The sequence below is a fragment of the Kordiimonas sp. UBA4487 genome, assembly GCF_002389025.1.
Classification (GTDB): Bacteria; Pseudomonadota; Alphaproteobacteria; order Sphingomonadales; family Kordiimonadaceae; genus Kordiimonas; species Kordiimonas lacus.
Genome location: NZ_DGNR01000014.1, coordinates 46,837 through 63,638 on the forward strand (window position 1 = coordinate 46,837; position 16,802 = coordinate 63,638).

The 16,802-nt window shown below is 57.0% G+C and carries 15 protein-coding genes; 3 read left to right on the forward strand and 12 right to left on the reverse strand.

Annotated features, from left to right (window positions below; all coding sequences use genetic code 11):
- Positions 1–91: 91 nt before the first annotated feature.
- From B3Z17_RS15340 to B3Z17_RS15380, 9 genes are all read right to left on the reverse strand, one after another.
- A complete protein-coding gene (locus tag B3Z17_RS15340) occupies positions 92–3,235 on the reverse strand; it encodes a TonB-dependent receptor (RefSeq protein WP_286830677.1) in 3,144 nt (1,047 codons plus the stop codon).
- 417 nt (positions 3,236–3,652) lie between these two features.
- Entirely contained in the window at positions 3,653–4,441 is a 789-nt protein-coding gene (locus B3Z17_RS15345; RefSeq protein WP_286830678.1) for a S1/P1 nuclease, read from the reverse strand.
- A gap of 26 nt (positions 4,442–4,467) precedes the next feature.
- On the reverse strand, positions 4,468–5,685 hold the full coding sequence (locus B3Z17_RS15350; RefSeq protein ID WP_286830679.1) for a phosphopentomutase: 1,218 nt from the start codon (positions 5,683–5,685) through the stop codon (positions 4,468–4,470).
- 4 nt (positions 5,686–5,689) lie between these two features.
- Positions 5,690–7,027: a thymidine phosphorylase gene (deoA, locus tag B3Z17_RS15355; RefSeq protein WP_286830680.1), complete on the reverse strand. Its 1,338-nt coding sequence runs from the start codon at positions 7,025–7,027 to the stop codon at positions 5,690–5,692.
- Positions 7,028–7,032: 5 nt separating this feature from the next.
- Positions 7,033–7,452: a cytidine deaminase gene (locus tag B3Z17_RS15360; RefSeq protein ID WP_286830681.1), complete on the reverse strand. Its 420-nt coding sequence runs from the start codon at positions 7,450–7,452 to the stop codon at positions 7,033–7,035.
- Between the two features lies 1 nt (position 7,453).
- Positions 7,454–8,425, reverse strand: coding sequence for an ABC transporter permease (locus B3Z17_RS15365; protein WP_286830682.1), 972 nt, complete (start codon positions 8,423–8,425; stop codon positions 7,454–7,456).
- Entirely contained in the window at positions 8,425–9,531 is a 1,107-nt protein-coding gene (locus B3Z17_RS15370) for an ABC transporter permease (protein ID WP_286830683.1), read from the reverse strand. The genes B3Z17_RS15365 and B3Z17_RS15370 overlap by 1 nt, the downstream gene beginning before the upstream one ends.
- Positions 9,531–11,063, reverse strand: a complete 1,533-nt coding sequence (locus B3Z17_RS15375) for an ABC transporter ATP-binding protein (RefSeq protein ID WP_286830684.1) — start codon at positions 11,061–11,063, stop codon at positions 9,531–9,533. Before B3Z17_RS15375 ends, B3Z17_RS15370 begins: the two co-directional genes overlap by 1 nt.
- A 39-nt stretch (positions 11,064–11,102) precedes the next feature.
- Positions 11,103–12,104 carry a BMP family lipoprotein gene (locus B3Z17_RS15380; protein WP_286830685.1) on the reverse strand — a complete coding sequence of 334 codons (1,002 nt, stop codon included), beginning with the start codon at positions 12,102–12,104 and terminating at the stop codon, positions 11,103–11,105.
- 187 nt (positions 12,105–12,291) lie between these two features.
- Here B3Z17_RS15380 and upp point away from each other — a divergent pair, with 187 nt between their 5' ends.
- Genes upp through B3Z17_RS15395 form a run of 3 tightly spaced genes read left to right on the forward strand, consistent with a single transcriptional unit; the run spans position 12,292 to position 14,332 of the window.
- Complete coding sequence (gene upp, locus B3Z17_RS15385; protein ID WP_068307835.1) at positions 12,292–12,930, forward strand: uracil phosphoribosyltransferase; 639 nt, start codon at positions 12,292–12,294, stop codon at positions 12,928–12,930.
- Positions 12,931–12,935: 5 nt separating this feature from the next.
- Positions 12,936–13,490: a phosphoribosyltransferase gene (locus B3Z17_RS15390; RefSeq protein ID WP_068307538.1), complete on the forward strand. Its 555-nt coding sequence runs from the start codon at positions 12,936–12,938 to the stop codon at positions 13,488–13,490.
- Positions 13,491–13,513: 23 nt separating this feature from the next.
- Positions 13,514–14,332, forward strand: coding sequence for a purine-nucleoside phosphorylase (locus B3Z17_RS15395; protein ID WP_286830686.1), 819 nt, complete (start codon positions 13,514–13,516; stop codon positions 14,330–14,332).
- A 72-nt stretch (positions 14,333–14,404) separates the two neighbouring features.
- Here the strand turns inward: B3Z17_RS15395 and B3Z17_RS15400 are convergent, their stop codons facing one another.
- The 3 genes from B3Z17_RS15400 to B3Z17_RS15410 form a co-directional block, all read right to left on the reverse strand.
- Positions 14,405–14,746, reverse strand: coding sequence for a helix-turn-helix domain-containing protein (locus tag B3Z17_RS15400; protein ID WP_286830687.1), 342 nt, complete (start codon positions 14,744–14,746; stop codon positions 14,405–14,407).
- Between the two features lie 115 nt (positions 14,747–14,861).
- On the reverse strand, positions 14,862–15,746 hold the full coding sequence (locus B3Z17_RS15405) for an acyl-homoserine-lactone synthase (protein ID WP_286830688.1): 885 nt from the start codon (positions 15,744–15,746) through the stop codon (positions 14,862–14,864).
- A gap of 98 nt (positions 15,747–15,844) precedes the next feature.
- On the reverse strand, positions 15,845–16,642 hold the full coding sequence (locus B3Z17_RS15410) for a helix-turn-helix transcriptional regulator (RefSeq protein ID WP_286830689.1): 798 nt from the start codon (positions 16,640–16,642) through the stop codon (positions 15,845–15,847).
- Between the last annotated feature and the right edge of the window lie 160 nt (positions 16,643–16,802).

The window sequence follows — 16,802 nt, forward strand, 5'->3', positions numbered from 1 at the left end:
AGCGATGAAAAAAGGTCTATGGATAAAAAGGTTTAAAAAACAAACGCCCGGGGAGAGGCCCCCCGGGCGTAAAACTGGGGGCAAATGGCCCTTAGAACTTGTACTTCACACCGAACTGAACGGTCCAGACGCTGTCCACATCGCGGAAGGTCAGGAACGGTGCAGCTTCAACGTTGGTGTAGAGGAACTGGCCAGTGGACTGGTTAACCAGCGCATCAACCATCGCCTGTTGAGCGAAGTTGGATTCATATACCTCGCCCCAGCCGTTGTTGATGAAGTTCAGAACGTTCTGCATATCCATCCACAGCTCGATCTTGCCGTACTTGCCTACAGGAACTTCCTGAGACACACGCAGGTCAAGGTCGTTGGTCCATGGGGCACGCTCACCCTGAAGATCAACAGACTGGCCACGCTTCAGACCGAAGTTCTGTACGAGTGCATTGAAGTCTGCCTGAACGTCTGCGTCAGCAAACACAACTTTCGCTGTGTCAACGCCGGCAGAGCCCAGAACAGCGGTTTCGCCTTCAAGCGGAACATAAACCAGGTGGCCATCGCCGCTGTCGATCGAACGGTCACCACCAAACTGAATGAACTCATCCAGGGTGATGCTGTACGGACGACCAGAGCGGCCAGTGTAGAACAGGCTTACGGTTGTGAAGTTGTCTTCCCAGAAGTCTTTACGCATGGTTGCGCCAAGCTTGATCTGGTGAGGACGTTCAAATACCGACGTACCAACAGCACGGTTGTTCCGGTCAAGGTGCGCCGCGAAGTTGAAGTTGGACTGAGCCGTGGAGCTCGTGCCCTCGTTCGCGATGTTGGCATCGGTGTAGGTGTAGGAACCGAATACGCTGAAGCCGTTGTCCCAGGACTTATCGAAGGAGAAGGCATACACGTTCGAACCACCACCGGTGTTGTTGGTCAGCATCAGGTCGAACCCACCTGGCTGGTCGTAGATTGGCGAACCGTCAATGGCAGTACCAATTACGGAACGACGCAGTTCTTTCCAGTCTACAGGGTTCTTGTTGCGGGACCAGATGGCCTCAGCCGTGAAGTGCCAGTCTTCGCCCAGTGCACCCAGGTCAAAGTAGCGCTCAACCGCCAGGTTCATCTTCCAGATTGATGGGATCTTGTAGTCAGGGTCGATAACGGACGTGTCGCCGTTGCCTGGCTCAAGAGCGTCCTGGATGACCTGTGGAATGGAACGGAAGTCCAGACCATTGATGATGGCAGGATCGGTCGTGAACTCAGAGTCGATCGTAACACCGTCCAGCGAGTAAGAGTTGGAAACCCAAACAAGTGGGTCACCACCACCGAACTTGCCTACGCCACCGCGAACAAGGGTCTTGTCGTCGATGTCATACGTGAAGCTCAGGCGAGGCTGGATAATGGACTTGTGGTTCAGCGAGGTCGAGTTGGAGAAACCGTGACGTGCGATGAAGTTCGGGTTCTCGTTCGGTGCTTTCTGCTGGGAGTAGATGTCTGCACGCAGGCCATAGGTCAGCGTCAGCTTGTCATTTACGTCCCAACGGTCCTGCAGATACAGCGTGTGCGTCGTCAGGTTGAATTCTGCCGCACCGTCATCCGGGTTGTTAGTGATTGCGTTCTGGTAGATCAGGAAGTCAGGCGTGCCGGCCTCGAACTCGTCGATCGAACCAAAGCGCCACTCACCGCGCGTTTCCTGAATAAACAGGTTGAACACGTCAACGCTGTCCAGCTCGTAACCGAAGGTCATGGTATGGTCACCGGCGAGGAGTTCAGCTTTGAACTTAGCCTGCCAAGTGGTGTTATTGAGGGCGTTCGAATGACGGCTGTCATCGATACCCAGGTACACACGGCCACCGCCATCGGTGTTGATCTGGATCTCACCGATGCCTTGATCAAGTGCAAGGCCAACCTGGCCGGTTTCGTTCTTCTTGCGGCTGACCTTGACTTCGGTCGTGAAGTTATCAGACCAGTCGGAGAACAGCTGGAAGTTATAGGCCTCAAGCTTCTCGGAGCGGTTATACCAGTGAGACTTGTAGGAGAAGCGGTTGCCGCCGTGGTCGGTCTGGCTCAGGCTGTTGCCGTCAGTCTTCTGGTAGGAAGCGAATGCACGGTGACGATCGTTGATGTTCCAGTCGAGCTTGAGGAAGATCTTCTCGTCGGTTTCCGGAATACCGCCAGTATCGCTGAACTGGTTGTCGATGCCGTAAACGCTGCTGGCGATCTGGTCGATACGCTCAACGTCAGCCTGGGTTACACCCTGAACTTCAGAGGCAAAGCCAGAACCTTCAGCACCGATCGTGTTCGGCGTGGAGCCTTCGAATTTCTCGTAAGCTGCGAAGAAGAACAGCTTGTCCTTGATGATCGGGCCGCCAAGGGTCGCACCGTAGAACTTGTTGGAGAAATCGCCCAGATCCACATCAAAGTCTTCACCGTCAAGGGTTACAGACTTGTCGCCAGCCGTGCTGTCGTTGCGGTACTGGTAGAAGGCAGTGCCATGGAACTCGTTGGTACCGGATTTGGTCACAACGTTGATCTGGCCACCGGTGAATTTACCGAATTCTACGCTGAACGGTGCTGGTGAAACACCAACTTGCTCAACGGTATCGAGGGAGATCGGCGAACGCTGGGTTGGGTAACCGTTGCCGTTCAGGCCGAAGTCATCATCCTGACGCACACCGTCAACAGTCAGGCTGTTGAAACGGTTGTTGCCGCCGCCGATGGAGATCGCTGCACCGGAACCGGTACCAACATCAACAAACGGGTTCTGGCGGATAGTGTCTTTGATGTCGCGGCCAATGGATGGCAGCTCGGAAATGCGGCCAGAACCATAAGACGACGCGCCACCGGCACGGATCGCCTGGATGCGGGCAGCTGTTACTTCGATTTCCTCGAAGCTGGAACCAGCTGCTGCAACATAAAGCGTCAGCGGCAGTGGCTCGCTCACGTTCAGCACCAGACCTTCATACTGAACAGTCTCGTTGCCGTCGACTACGGTTGTCACGGTGTACGGGCCGCCTGGACGCAGGCCGCGTGCAACGAACGCACCGGAGTTGTTTGAAGTGAAAGTGCTGCGCGAACCGGATGGTACGTGCACGACAACAACCTGCACACCCACCTGGGCGTTACCGGATGCATCAACCACCGAACCACGGATCGACGATGTAATTTCCTGTGCAATTACAGGTACACTTGCTGCCATCGCGGCAAGTGCAACGCTGCTGCAGAGAGCAGCTCTCATTTGGCGTTTCATTCCCTAAGCTCCATTAGGCACCCGCACTCCCTGCCGAGAGGCCCCTTTGAGGCGAATGCTTGAACAACTATTTCGCTGTTTAAAAGTTCCCACACATAACTGCGCGCCAGTAAACCGAATCCTGACCAAAAGGTCAAGACCAGTCCCAAAGGCGCGCAAACCGTGCGTCACGGGACCTTCTATATGTCGTTCATTTCAGTTTTTTGACGAAAGTGTCAAGATTCGCCGAAACCTTAATTAGTCATTAACTTTTTTATCTGACAGACCGTGGTCCAAAAGGCACAGGTATGACGAAAAACCGCCATTTAAGACATTCGCATTAAATGCAGCGCCACACGCCAAACGAAAAAAGGAGGCATTTCTGCCTCCTTTCCTATCGGTCCATCTATCCGATTCGTTTAGTCATTTCCGCGACCTTTATTCGGCAGTAAACACCTTGTTCAGATAGCCCGCAAGGCGGATGCCCCCCTTCGAAAGCTGCGATTTCACCAGCGGGGTATATTTGTAAACATAGTCGTAGCTCAGAATGCCGCTGCCGACATCATAGATGTCGCCCCTGAGGGCGATCAGCTCGCGCACCCAGTCCAGCGGTTCACTGTCCTGCCACTCAGTGATGTCTGCCGGCTTGATCTTGGGCTCCAGGAAACGCACCCATTCTGTGAACGACAGAAGCTTGTAATTGATCAGGTCCTCATCCCACACCTTGTGAAGGTTGCTCATTTCCTCAAACCACACCACATCGATGCGGTTGCCGCCCCAATCTTCGGCGCGGCCCGCATGCAGCGGCTGGTGCAGGTCCCCTACGATATGAATGATGAAGCACAGGGCCTTGCGGCGCTCCTCTAGGGAGGCCGTCTTGTCCTTGACGGTAGCCGTGAAGGCCGCGAGCGCCGTGATGGCATCCCCCGCCGGGTTCTTCATGCTCTCTTCGTATGTCTGGCCGTCAGGCAGGTTGATATAGTGGTAGGGTGATGCGGTACGGCGCCAGAACTCATCCGGGTTCGAGCGCATCTCATCCGGCCAGTTGGCGGCTTCAGCCATAAACTCGTCACCCAGCAGTTCCTTGACTGCCGCGGCGGCTTCCGGGCTCAGGTGCCTCGATGCCAATTCGGCCACTACACGGTGACCGGTCGGGCCATAAGCGTGGGCTGCCGACCCTGCCGCCATCATAACAAGCGCAACAAGCGCCCCCAAAATTCGTACCATGATACTCCCCCTTGAGATCATTGTTGTCAGATCGCGCTGGTGCCCTCGTCAAGGGGCGCGATATCCAAATGCGTGGCCACAGTCTGGCCGATGTCTGCGAAACTTTTACGAACGCCGGCGCTGCCGGGTTTGAGGTTCGGGCCATAGGCCACAAAAGGCACATGCTCGCGCGTATGATCGCTGCCCGGCCAGGTCGGGTCACAGCCATGGTCGGCGGTCAGGATCACAATATCGTCCGCCCGCATACCGGACAGGAACTCTGGCAAGCGAGTATCGAAATATTCCAGCGCATCGGCATATCCCGCCACATTGCGGCGGTGGCCGAAACTCTGGTCGAAATCGACAAAATTCACGAAGGTGAGCGAGCCCTCCGGCGCGTTTTCAAGCTTCTCAAGCGTTGTGTTGAACAGCGCTTCAAGACCATTGGCCTTGACCTTCTGCGTCAGGCCCTTGTGAGCGAAAATGTCTGCAATCTTACCAACTGAGATCACTTCGCGTCCGGCTTCCTCAAGCTTTTCAAGAAGCGTTGGCTTGGGTGGCGGCGTGGCCAGGTCCTTCCGGTTGCCCGTGCGCTCGAACTTGCCGTCCTTGCCCACAAACGGGCGGGCGATCACCCGGCCGATATTATAGTCATCCACCAGCTCGCGGGCCACCGCGCACACTTCATAGAGGCGCTCCAGCCCGAAGGTTTCCTCATGCGCCGCAATCTGGAACACGCTGTCGGCCGAGGTGTAAACAATCGGCTTGCCGGTGCGCATATGCTCGTCACCAAGCTCATCAAGGACCACGGTGCCCGAGGCCGCCTTGTTGCCCAGCACGCCAGGCAGGCCGCAACGCTCCACCAGCTTGGAAATAAGGTCCTCCGGAAAGCTCGGGAACTCCGGCGGGAAATAGCCCCAGTCGAACTTGACCGGCACGCCCGCCATCTCCCAGTGGCCGGAGGGCGTGTCCTTGCCGAAGCTTTCTTCCGCACAGGCCGCATACATGCCGGTGATCTCACCCGCATATTCCATGCCTTTGGGTTCGCGGCCAGTGGCCAGTTCGGCAGCCTTGCCGAGGCCCAGCTTGGTCATGGTTGGCAGTTTGATCGGCCCCGCGGTCGGGCGGTCTTCCGCCACGTTCCCAGCCGCGCACCAGTCCGCGATATGGCCGAGCGTGTCGGCGTCAGCCTCGCCCCAACGGTCAGCATCAGGTGCCGCGCCAATGCCGAAACTGTCAAGAACCAGAATGAAGGCTCGAGCCATGGTCTTACCCTCCGATAATCTTTGCTACAATCGGCGACACGTCAGGCGCCGTATCGCTCAGTGATACGGACGCCCGCACCGCCTGGATCGCGGCATCCGCCGCGTCTTCCGTTTTAGCATACACCATTGCGCACGGCTGGTCTGCCTCAAGCCGGTCACCCATCTGACAAATCCCCGTGAGGCCCACGCTGTGGTCCACATCATGCGCCGGATTGGTGCGTCCGCCACCAAGCGCCACAACGGCCATGCCGATGGCGCGGGTGTTCATGGCGGACACATACCCGGCTTCGCCAAGCAAGACCGGCTTCACCACGGGCGCCAGCGGCATGTGTGCCTCGGCACGCTCCATAAAGTCTACCGGGCCGCCCTGTGCGATGACCATCTGGGCGAATATTTCCGCCGCTTCACCATCCGTCAGTGCTACTTCGGCCTTCTTGCGCGCAGTCTTGAGGTCCGGCTGGGCGCCCGAGAGCGCCAGCATATGCGCCGCGAGTGCGAGCGTGATTTCCTTGAGCCGCGCGTCCGCCTGCCCCGGGTTCTTGAGGAACTCAAGCGTCTCGAAAATCTCGACCGCGTTGCCCGCCGTAGTGCCCAGCACCTGATTCATGTCTGTGAGAAGCGCAGTTGTCGGCGTGCCCGCAGCCGTTGCCACGCGGACGATGCTGCCCGCCAGTTCTTCGGCTTTTTCCATGGAATCCATGAAGGCGCCACTACCGAACTTGACGTCCATAACGAGCGCATTCAGCCCCGCAGACAGTTTCTTCGACAGGATCGAGGCGGTGATCAACGGAACACTTTCGACCGTCGCGGTGACGTCGCGGATGCCGTAAAAGCGCTTGTCGGCCGGCGCCAGATTGCCGGTCTGCCCGATGATCGAACAGCCCACATCACGCACGATGCCCGCGAACATCTCGTTATCGGGGTATGGATCATAGCCAGGGATGCTTTCAAGCTTGTCGAGCGTACCGCCGGTATGGCCCAGGCCACGGCCTGAGATCATTGGCACAAACCCACCACAGGCCGCCACGATGGGCGCCAGCATCAGGCTGACCTTGTCGCCAACGCCGCCGGTCGAGTGCTTGTCCACAATCGGCGCATCGGCATCAAAGCCGAAGCCCTGCCAGTCCATCACGTCGCCGCTGTCGCGCATGGCAAGTGTCAGCGCCGCGCCCTCTTCCGCGCTCATGCCGTTGAAGAAGATCGCCATGGCAAGCGCGGACACTTGCGCGTCCGTCACGCTGCCGTCGGTGATGCCTTCAACGAACTTTTCGATATCCGCACTTGAAATTGTCCCGCCATCGCGCTTGATGCGGATGACTTCCTGGGGAATGAATACACTCATGACTTTTACCCTTTGGCCTCGTCAATATTTTCGGGACCGAACGCGTGGGGCAATAGCTCGGCGCTTGTGGTTTCAAGAAGGATGTTGCCGTCCTTGTCGCAAATCGTGATGGGCTTGCCGGCTGGTCCGGCGAATTCTCGTATCTTCTGGCGGCAGCCGCCGCAGGGCGTGCAGGTAGCCTCGCCTGGGCCAACGACCACCACATGGGCAATCTCGCGCTCACCCGCCAGCACCATGGCTGAAATGGCACCCGCCTCGGCGCAGGTCCCCAGGGGGTATGCCGCGTTTTCGACATTGGCACCTGCAAACACGCGGCCATCCTTCGTCAGCACCGCCGCGCCAACCGGGTGGTTCGAATAGGGCGCATAAGCGGCATCGCGTGCCTTGATGGCTGCATCAATCAGCGCTTTCATGTCTGTCGCCATTCTAGTGATCCTTCTCATAAGGGGTACCGCTGGCTTTGGGCGCATCCATGCGGCCGGCAAAGCCCGCCAGGATCACCACCGTCAGCACGTATGGCAGCATCATGGTAAACTGTACCGGAATTTCGCCAATCAGCGGCAGGTCAACACCCTGCAGGCGGCCTTGCAATGCATCGACAAAACCAAACAGCAGGCAGGCCAGCAGCGTTGGCACCGGTTTCCAGCGGCCGAATATCATCGCCGCCAGCGCCAGATAGCCTTTGCCCGCCGACATGTCGCGAATGAAGCCACCGCCAAGCCCGGTCGACAGCACACTGCCCGACAGGCCGCACAGCACACCCGCAATCACCATCGCCTGATAGCGAAGAAGTGTGACGGAAATACCGGCGGTATCCACCGCTTCGGGGTTTTCGCCCACGGCCCGCAGGCGAAGGCCAAAGCGGGTTTTATAAAGCATCCAGGCCACCAACGGGATCAGCGCTGCCGCAAGATAGGTGATCAGGTTATGGCCGGAGATCAGCTCTGAATAGAGCGCGCCAATCACCGGCACGTCCGCAAGCGCATCAGCAAACGGCAGCGTGATGGTGCTGAAGCGGGCTTCGTCGCCCAACAGCGGAGTCTGTCCGCCCTTCTGGAACCAGAAGTTCGCCAGTGTGGGCGCAAGCCCCGCCACCGCGATATTGATGGCCATGCCGGAAACGATCTGGTTGCCCCGCTGCGCGATCGACACCCAGCCGTGAAGAAGCGCCAGGAAGACAGACGCGCCCACGCCCGCCAGCATGCCCATCCAGGGCGAACCTGTCACGGCGGCGGCAGCAGCAGCCGCGAAGGCCGCCGCCAGCATCTTGCCTTCAAGGCCGATATCCACAATGCCCGAGCGTTCTGCCACCAGCCCCGCAAGGGCAGCGAGCACCAGCGGTGTCGCGGTCCTGAGCGTGCTGTCCATGAGCAGGATCATGTCAGTGAAGAATTCCATCAGGCGGCCCTCCTTTCACTGAAGTGTCGGAAGACGCGTTCAACCGGGTCACGGAACAGATGCTCCATTGCACCCGCGAACAGGATCACCAGACCCTGGATCAGGACAATATAATCCCGCTGAATGTTGGGCATTTCGAACGCCAGTTCAGCCCCGCCCTGATAGAGGGCACCAAACAGCATGGCGGCCAGCACGATGCCCACTGGGTGGTTGCGGCCCATGAAGGCCACCGCAATGCCCACGAAGCCGTAGCCGAGCGTGAAATTGCCAAGAAGCCTGAGTTGTTCGCCCAGCAGTTCATTCAGGCCCATCATGCCAGCAAGCCCACCAGAGATCATCATGGCAACCACGGTCATGCGGGTAACGGAGATACCGGCGTAGCGCGCCGCATTCTGGTTCTGGCCCACGACCCTGAGTTCGTAGCCAAAGCGCGTGCGCCACAGCATGAACCACACCCCCACCGCACACAGGACGGCGATAAGCGCGGACAGGTTCAGTGGCCCACTTTCATAGGTGATCCCCATCATCGAGAACAGGTCCTGCAGGTGCATCAGGGACACGCCTTCAGGGAAGTCTGCACTTTCAGGCATCTGGCCACCGGGGCGCTGCAGTGGCCCCACAAGAAGGTAGGCGAGCAGTGCTGACGCGATAAAGTTGAACATGATGGTGGTGATCACCACATGGCTGCCGCGCTTGGCCTGCAGGTAGGCCGGGATGAAGGCCCAGGCACCACCGAAGGCGGCGGCACCAACAATCGCCAGCAAAACAGCCAGCACAGGCGACACGTCGCCCACAAGAAACACTGCCAGCGTCAGGCCAAGCCCGCCCAGCATGGCCTGCCCTTCGCCGCCAATGTTGAAAAGACCGGCGTGATAGGCAACCGAGACCGCAAGCCCGGTAAACACAAAGTTGGTGGCATAATAGAAGGTGTAGCCAACCCCTTCCTGGAAACCGAAGGCACCGTCCACCATCAGCCTCAGGGCCTCAAGCGGGTCTTCACCCAGCCCCCAGATCACTAGGCCTGACACCAGGAAGGCCGCCAACAGGTTCAGCGTCGGCAACAGGATGGCATCTGCCCAGAACGGCAGCTTCTTTTGCCCAGCCATCAGCTTGCCTCCCGCTTGTCGCCGGCCATCATCAGGCCCAGCTTGGTCTCTGTCGCGTCCTCGACATTCATGGTGCCGACGATTTCGCCTTCGCACATTACGGCGATGCGGTCAGAGATGGACAGCAGTTCATCAAGGTCTGCCGACACCACCAGGATCGCCTTGCCAGCGTTCCTCAGCTCCGTGATCTGGTCATGGATTTTGGTGACAGCGCCAATGTCCACGCCGCGCGTGGGCTGGCCGATCACCATCAATTGCGGATCGTGCGCCAACTCGCGCGCGATCACCAGCTTCTGCTGGTTACCGCCGGAGAAGGACGCAATCGGCAGATCCGGGTTCCGGGGGCGCACGTCCTGTGTTTCGAAATAGGCTGCTGCCTTCTGGGCAATCGCCTTCAGCTTCAGGATGCCGCCGGATGAGAATTCCTTTTCGCGCTGGTAACCCAAAATGGCGTTATCGCGCGCGGACATGCTTTCCACCACGCCGGTCTTCAGCCGGTCTTCGGCTACGTGCGCCATGCCCATACGGCGAAGCGCGATGGGGTTGGTCACCAGCCGGTCATCAGCGATGATCTCGCCGCCCATATGGATCACACCCTCGCGCACGGCCCTGAGGCCAGTGATGATCTCCAGCAGCTCTGTCTGGCCATTACCGGCGACGCCCGCGATGCCCAGCACCTCGCCGTCAAAGACTTCAAGGTTGATGTCCTTAAGTTCCAGCCCATGGTCTCCGTCCGCATGCACGCTGGTCAGGCGCAGGCGGGCGATTTCCGTTTCATGCTGTTTGCGGGCGGTTTTGCGCACCACCTTCGCGCCCACCATCAGTTCCGCGAGCTCCTCGGGGTTGGTGTCCGCTGTTTTGCACTCCGCCACCGTCTTGCCGGCACGGATCACGGTGACATCATCGGTGACGGCCATGATTTCGTGCAGCTTGTGGGTGACGAACAGGATGGTCTTGCCCTGGTCCTTCAGCTGGCGCACCAGCGCGAACAATTGCTCGCACTCCTGCGGCGTCAGCACGGCTGTGGGCTCGTCCAGAATCAGGATTTCCGCGCCACGGTACAGCGCCTTCAGGATTTCCGCCCGCTGGCGCACACCGACAGACAGTTTCTCGACCGGGGTGTCGAGCGGCAGGTTGAAGCCGAACTGGTCTTCCAGCATCAACAGTTTCGCCCGCGCGGCCTCCTTGGCGGCATCCAGATTGGCGCTGCCTTCAGCCCCCAGGATGATGTTCTCAAGAACCGTGAAAGGCTCCACCAGCATGAAGTGCTGGTGCACCATGCCAATCCCTGCCGCCATGGCGTCGGACGGATCAGTGAAATGCTGGGTCTGGCCGCATACAAGAATGTCGCCGCTATCGGCGCGGTACAGGCCGAACAGCATCTTCAGCAGCGTGGATTTGCCGGCACCGTTTTCGCCCACGATGCCATGCACCGTGCCGCCCGGCACCTTCAGCGCAATCTGATCGTTGGCTTTGACATCGCCAAAACTTTTCGACAGCCCCCTGGCCTCGATCGCAAATGCGTTGGTCATATGCCTCGCCCCAGAGGGCGTCCCTACTGGTTGATAGGCCTAATGGCCGCTGTTGCTGCCTTCAACGTCGCTTACGACAATCTCACCACTGACGATCTTGGCGCGCGCGTCATCAAGCTTGGCTTTCATCTCAGGAGTGATCAGGTCGGCGTTATATTCGTCCAGTGCGAAATCAACGCCGCCTTCGGCAAGGCCCAACACCGTATGGCCCGGCTTCCACTCACCCGCTTCAGCCGCTTTCATGGCGTGGTAAACCGCGAGGTCCACGCGCTTCAGCATGCTGGTAAGCACATAGCCAGGCGCAACGTGGTTCTGGTTGCTGTCCACGCCGATGGCCAGATTGCCCGTATCCTTCGCCGCCTGGATAGAACCAAGCCCGGAAGGGCCGGCAGCAGAAAAGATGATGTCGGCGCCGCGCGCATACTGTGAGCGCGCCATTTCAGCCGCCTTGATCGGGTCATTCCACGCGGAAGGCGTGGTGCCCACGTAATTTTCAATGAAGGTCAGGTCACCCTTCACATATTCGGCACCCTGGCGGTAGCCGCGCTCGAACCGGCGAATCAGCGGGATGTCCATGCCGCCCAGGAAGCCGATGGTGTTTGATTCGGTCTTCATCGCCGCAATCATGCCCACCAGGAACGAACCCTCATTTTCCTTGAAGGTGATTGACTGCACGTTTGGCAGGTCGATGATGGCGTCGATAACCGTGAATTTCACGTCCGGGTATTTGGACGCCACGTTACGCACAGCCACCGAATAGCCTACACCCACCGCAATGATCAGGTCAGCCTTGCGGCGCGCAAAGCGCTTAAGTGCCTGCTCATACTGGGTTTCGCTGTTGGGTTCGAAGTCCTTGTAATCAAGGCTGGTCTCTTCCTTGAAGCGTTCACCGCCCGTGTGGGCCGCTTCGTTGAAGGACTTATCGAACTTGCCGCCGATATCGTAAAGAAGCACAGGTGCGAAGTCAGCCGCCATGGCGCCCGTTGTGAATGCAACACCCAGCGCGATCGTCGCGCCAATTTTCCTCAGAAATCCAGTCATGCCCGTTTTGCTCCCCGGCAACATAAATGTTCAATTCTTATATGCCTTGTTTATGCTGAACGGCGCAAGGGAACCAGAGCAGAAGGGCGTGGTCAACCATTTTTGACGTTTTGGTCAAGATTCGTTCGACATTTGCCTTCAGGTTGCCTATGAAATGGTCAGTTTCAGCAGATTTATGGAGTCAAAGATGGCCCAAAATGTAACCGTTGTCGACCATCCGCTGGTGCAGCACAAGCTGACCCTGATGCGGCGGCGAGAGGCCAGCACGGCCGAATTCAGGAAGCTCCTCAGGGAGATCGGTTTGTTCCTGGGCTATGAGGCTCTGCGCGACCTGCCGCTTGGCAAGATCGATATCGAGACGCCGGTGTGCCCGATGGAGGCACCCGTGCTCGCGGGCAAGAAGCTGACCTTCATTTCCGTGCTGCGCGCGGGCGATGGCCTTCTTGGCCCCATGCTTGACCTGGTGCCATCGGCCCGGGTTGGCCAGATTGGTCTGGCGCGCGACGAAGAAACGCTTCAACCGACAAAATATTTCTTTAAAGTACCTGTCGATACGGCAGACCGGTTGAACGTGGTTCTTGACCCGATGCTGGCGACGGGGCATTCAGCCGTCCGCGCCGTGCAGGAGATCAAGGACATTGGCGCGAAAGACCTCAGGTTTGTTTGCCTGCTGGCGGCACCTGAAGGCATCAAAACCTTCACGGATGCCCACCCGGACGTGCCGGTTGTGACAGCCTCGATCGATGAGCGGCTTAACGAAAAAGCCTATATCGTTCCCGGGCTTGGCGATGCCGGCGACAGATTATTTGGAACCAAAGGGGCCTGAACACGATGAGTGTTACCAAGAAATATGTAACTGCCCAGGAACTTCTCGACGATTCGTTCGACCTGGGGCTTAAAATTCTAAAAAGCGATTTCCGCCCGAAATTCATCGTGGGCGTCTGGCGAGGCGGCACCCCGACCGGCATCGCAGTTCAGGAAATCATGGATTATTACGGTGTGCACACTGACCATATCGCGATCCGCACATCTTCCTACATCGGCATGCAGCAGCAGAAAGAAGTGAAGGTGCACGGCCTTGAATATATCGTGGCTAACATCAACGCCGAAGACAGCCTGCTGATTGTTGACGACGTGTTCGATAGCGGTCGTTCGATTGATGCCATCATCGACACCATCAAGGAAAAATGCCGCCGCAATACGCCAGAAGTGATCAAAATCGCGACAGTCTTCTACAAGCCTGAGCGCAATGTCACCAAGCTGACGCCTGATTTCTACTGCCATGAAACCGATGACTGGCTGGTTTTCCCGCACGAGCTGTCGGACATGACCAAGGAAGAGATCAAGGAATTCAAGGGCCTGACCCTGCCCGAGATCGACGTTTAACCGAGTAGTGAGAAGAGGCTGCCATGAGCTTTGAAGAAGTCCAGAAGTGTGCGGAGTTTATCCGCGGTCAACATGCCGGTGAAATGCCGAAAATCGCCATGGTTCTTGGCAGTGGCCTCAACAGCCTGGCCGACGCGATGGAAGACGCAACTGTGCTTTCCTATGCCGACCTTGATGGCTTCCCGAAGCCAACCGTTGAAGGCCACGCCGGCCGGATGCTGATTGGCGCGCTCGGCGGCAAACCGGTGATCTGCATGCAGGGCCGCGCGCACGCCTATGAAGGTCACCCGGCTGAAACGCTTGCGTTCTCGACCCGTGTTCTGTGGGCGTTGGGTGTTGAAGTGCTGGTGCTGACCAATGCGGCAGGCAGCCTGCGCGAAGAAGCGGGCCCGGGCTCCCTGATGGCGATCACGGACCACATCAACTTCTCGGGCATCAACCCGCTGGTTGGCATCAACGATGACCGTTTCGGCCCACGCTTCCCGGACGTATCCGAAGCCTGGGACCGCAAGCTGACGAAGAAGCTGCAGGCCTCAGCCGAAGAGCTAGGCATCACGCTGCATACCGGTGTTTACATCATGGCGAAGGGCCCCAATTTCGAGACCCCGGCTGAGATTCGCGCCTTCCGCACCATGGGCGCGGACGCGGTTGGCATGTCCACCGTGCCTGAATGCCTGGTGGCGCGCCACTGCGGCATGAAGGTTGTGGGCGTCAGCTCCATCACCAACCTGGCGGCTGGTATGCAGGGCGAGTTGACGCACCATGAAACCATGGAATATGGCGCCATCGCAGCGGTCAACCTTGAGAAGCTGTTGCGGGTGTTCCTGGCAAAAGCCTCATAAGCCAGAAGAATGATAAATGCGAAAAAGGCACCGCAACCAGCGGTGCCTTTTTTATGTTCACTTGTTAATTGATCAATAGCTGGCCGTGGCAATCGACCGGATCATACGCAGGAAATCCATGCGAATATCTTCCGGCATATCATCAAAGTGTTTAACCAGTGCTTTGATCTCATCAGGTTGTTCGTCGTTTGCCGCCGCTTCGCAGCCTTCGAAAAACGCCCCGACAGGAACCCTGAGCGCATCAGCCAACATGACAAGCTTACTGGCCGAGATGCGGTTGGTGCCCCGTTCATATTTCTGAATCTGCTGGAACGTCAGCCCGAGTGCCGCCCCTAGTTCAGTCTGAGTCATCCCGCGCTGACGCCGATAAGTCCTAACACTTGCCCCGACAGTCACATCAATCGGATGAGGCATAGTCTCCTCCCCACAAACTATCACTTGAACAGAGATAGCGTAAAAGTTGCGATATCGCAATTACTCACTTGCTGACGCGACGTCATCAAGGTTGTAAGTGGGAGAAAGATGCCCGTTACTGCACGCTAAGGGAATAGCTCGTCGGCGCCACCACCTTGGCAAAACTAGCATCGAATCCAGCCATCGCCTCGTCCTGTGCAATACCATCGAACACCTCGATAATTGCGGCCCGCCTATCTTTTGGCGAGTCGATTATCATGCTCGACATGGCAGCCAGCATATTTGCATGTTCTGGGTGTTCCTCAAGGAAAGTGAGATACCGGAAACAGACTTCAGGTGTGCAGGCAATCTGCCGCGCAGGCCCCATATCGCCAATTGGCAACGCTAAATAGGGCTTCTTGATCCCTTTCATTCGTTTGGTAATCCGCAGCATTCTCTCGTTGACACCAACCATTACAGCGGCGCCCCTTCCTTTGGGCTCGTCGCCTACACCACCGTATGTCACCATATTGCCCAGATATTCAATATCCCACGGCAACGCATTCAGGCGTGGCAAAGTAACCGCTTCAAGAAAGCCGGTCAGATTCCGGATTCCACGGTAGACTGCAAATTCCAGAATGGAGAAGAACAGTTCATAATGGACAGGATATCCGGCGGGACTGCGATATTTCTTGTCCGCAATGAAATAGCGTGACCACTCGTAGGTGTTTTTGCCCACAGGCGCTGGTTTGAAATCACACCAGTCCTTGAAGATGGTACCGAGTTGAGTGTCAACAACTGTGGGAACAAGCCGCATACCGCCCAGGATGTTACTGTTTTCATCCAGCTTCAGGAAATAGATGGTCTCGTCTGTGTCAAACTGGTCTATTTCCAGGCCATCTTCCTGAGCCAGCTGGTTCCAGCCTTTCTGCTCCACGAAGATTTTGTGCCGCAGTTGAAACATATTACGCAATACATCGCTGTAGTACTGTCGATTATATTTGTTGATGATGTGGATCATGGGGAGCTCCTCTTGTTCACATTGTCCGTGCAAGAAGAATATCCCTGAAAGAGAGGAACGGTCTTTCCTCTCAAAGAATGAGTAGTGCAATCATGGGTTTATATAAACACCTTATGGCGGTGCAATGCTGTAATCATTTCAGTGGTGCTGCTGAAATTATAGCGCCGCTTGATGTTTCTTAAGTGGGTAACCACGGTCGTGCGTTTGATATCAAGAATATCGGCAACCTCGCTGGGCTGCTTTCCTTCCACAATCCACGCAAGAATTTCTCTTTCTCTTGCTGTCAATGTGGAGAAATCCATGTTCGGGCCGACGTCGACAATATCTGGCGCAAACCCACCTTTCGCATCCTTGAGATAAACACGTCGCGCTGTCCTGTGCGCGGCAACAGACAGCAACCGGATTACGTTTTCCAACTCATCCGATCGGCGCAATTCTCCCCCTGCGCTGACATAGGCATATTCCAGCACTTCATCTGTCTCGTCGTTGACCCGCACCGGCAACGGGATCACCACGCCTTCCTTGAGGCCATAACGAAATGCCTCCTCAAATATCTTGCGTTGGGTCTTGGTCAGATCTTGCGTCGCAAGGAACTCGGACCACCAGAAGGGTTCTCCCCAGTCCTTTAGCTTCAAGGCATGGTTGGGCAGGGCGTCATCGACATAATAGTGATTTTTCGCATAATGCGTGATCCAGTCATTGTGCAGGAAACCGAACATCAACTTGCGGTCTTGCAGAGCCGGCATACCATAGGCAGAAATACACAGTAAATGTTTGACGCCCAGCAGGCTCAGCGGTTTTTTCAAACTGTCGCTGAGAACATCGATAGTTGTAATCTTATCTACCTCGCCCATAAAAGCCGCAATAGCTCTATAAGCTTCTGGCGAAAACGACATAGCTGACCCCAATCACACTGCTGACTGCCCAAAGATAGCTCTGCAGTAGCACTCTACAACCCTTTATCTACAATTGCCCTTTAAATAACAATATAGATCACAAGCCTTTAGCGAATAGCCAGCCCATCAAATCTAAATGGTAAAACAGGTTGTAAATGCC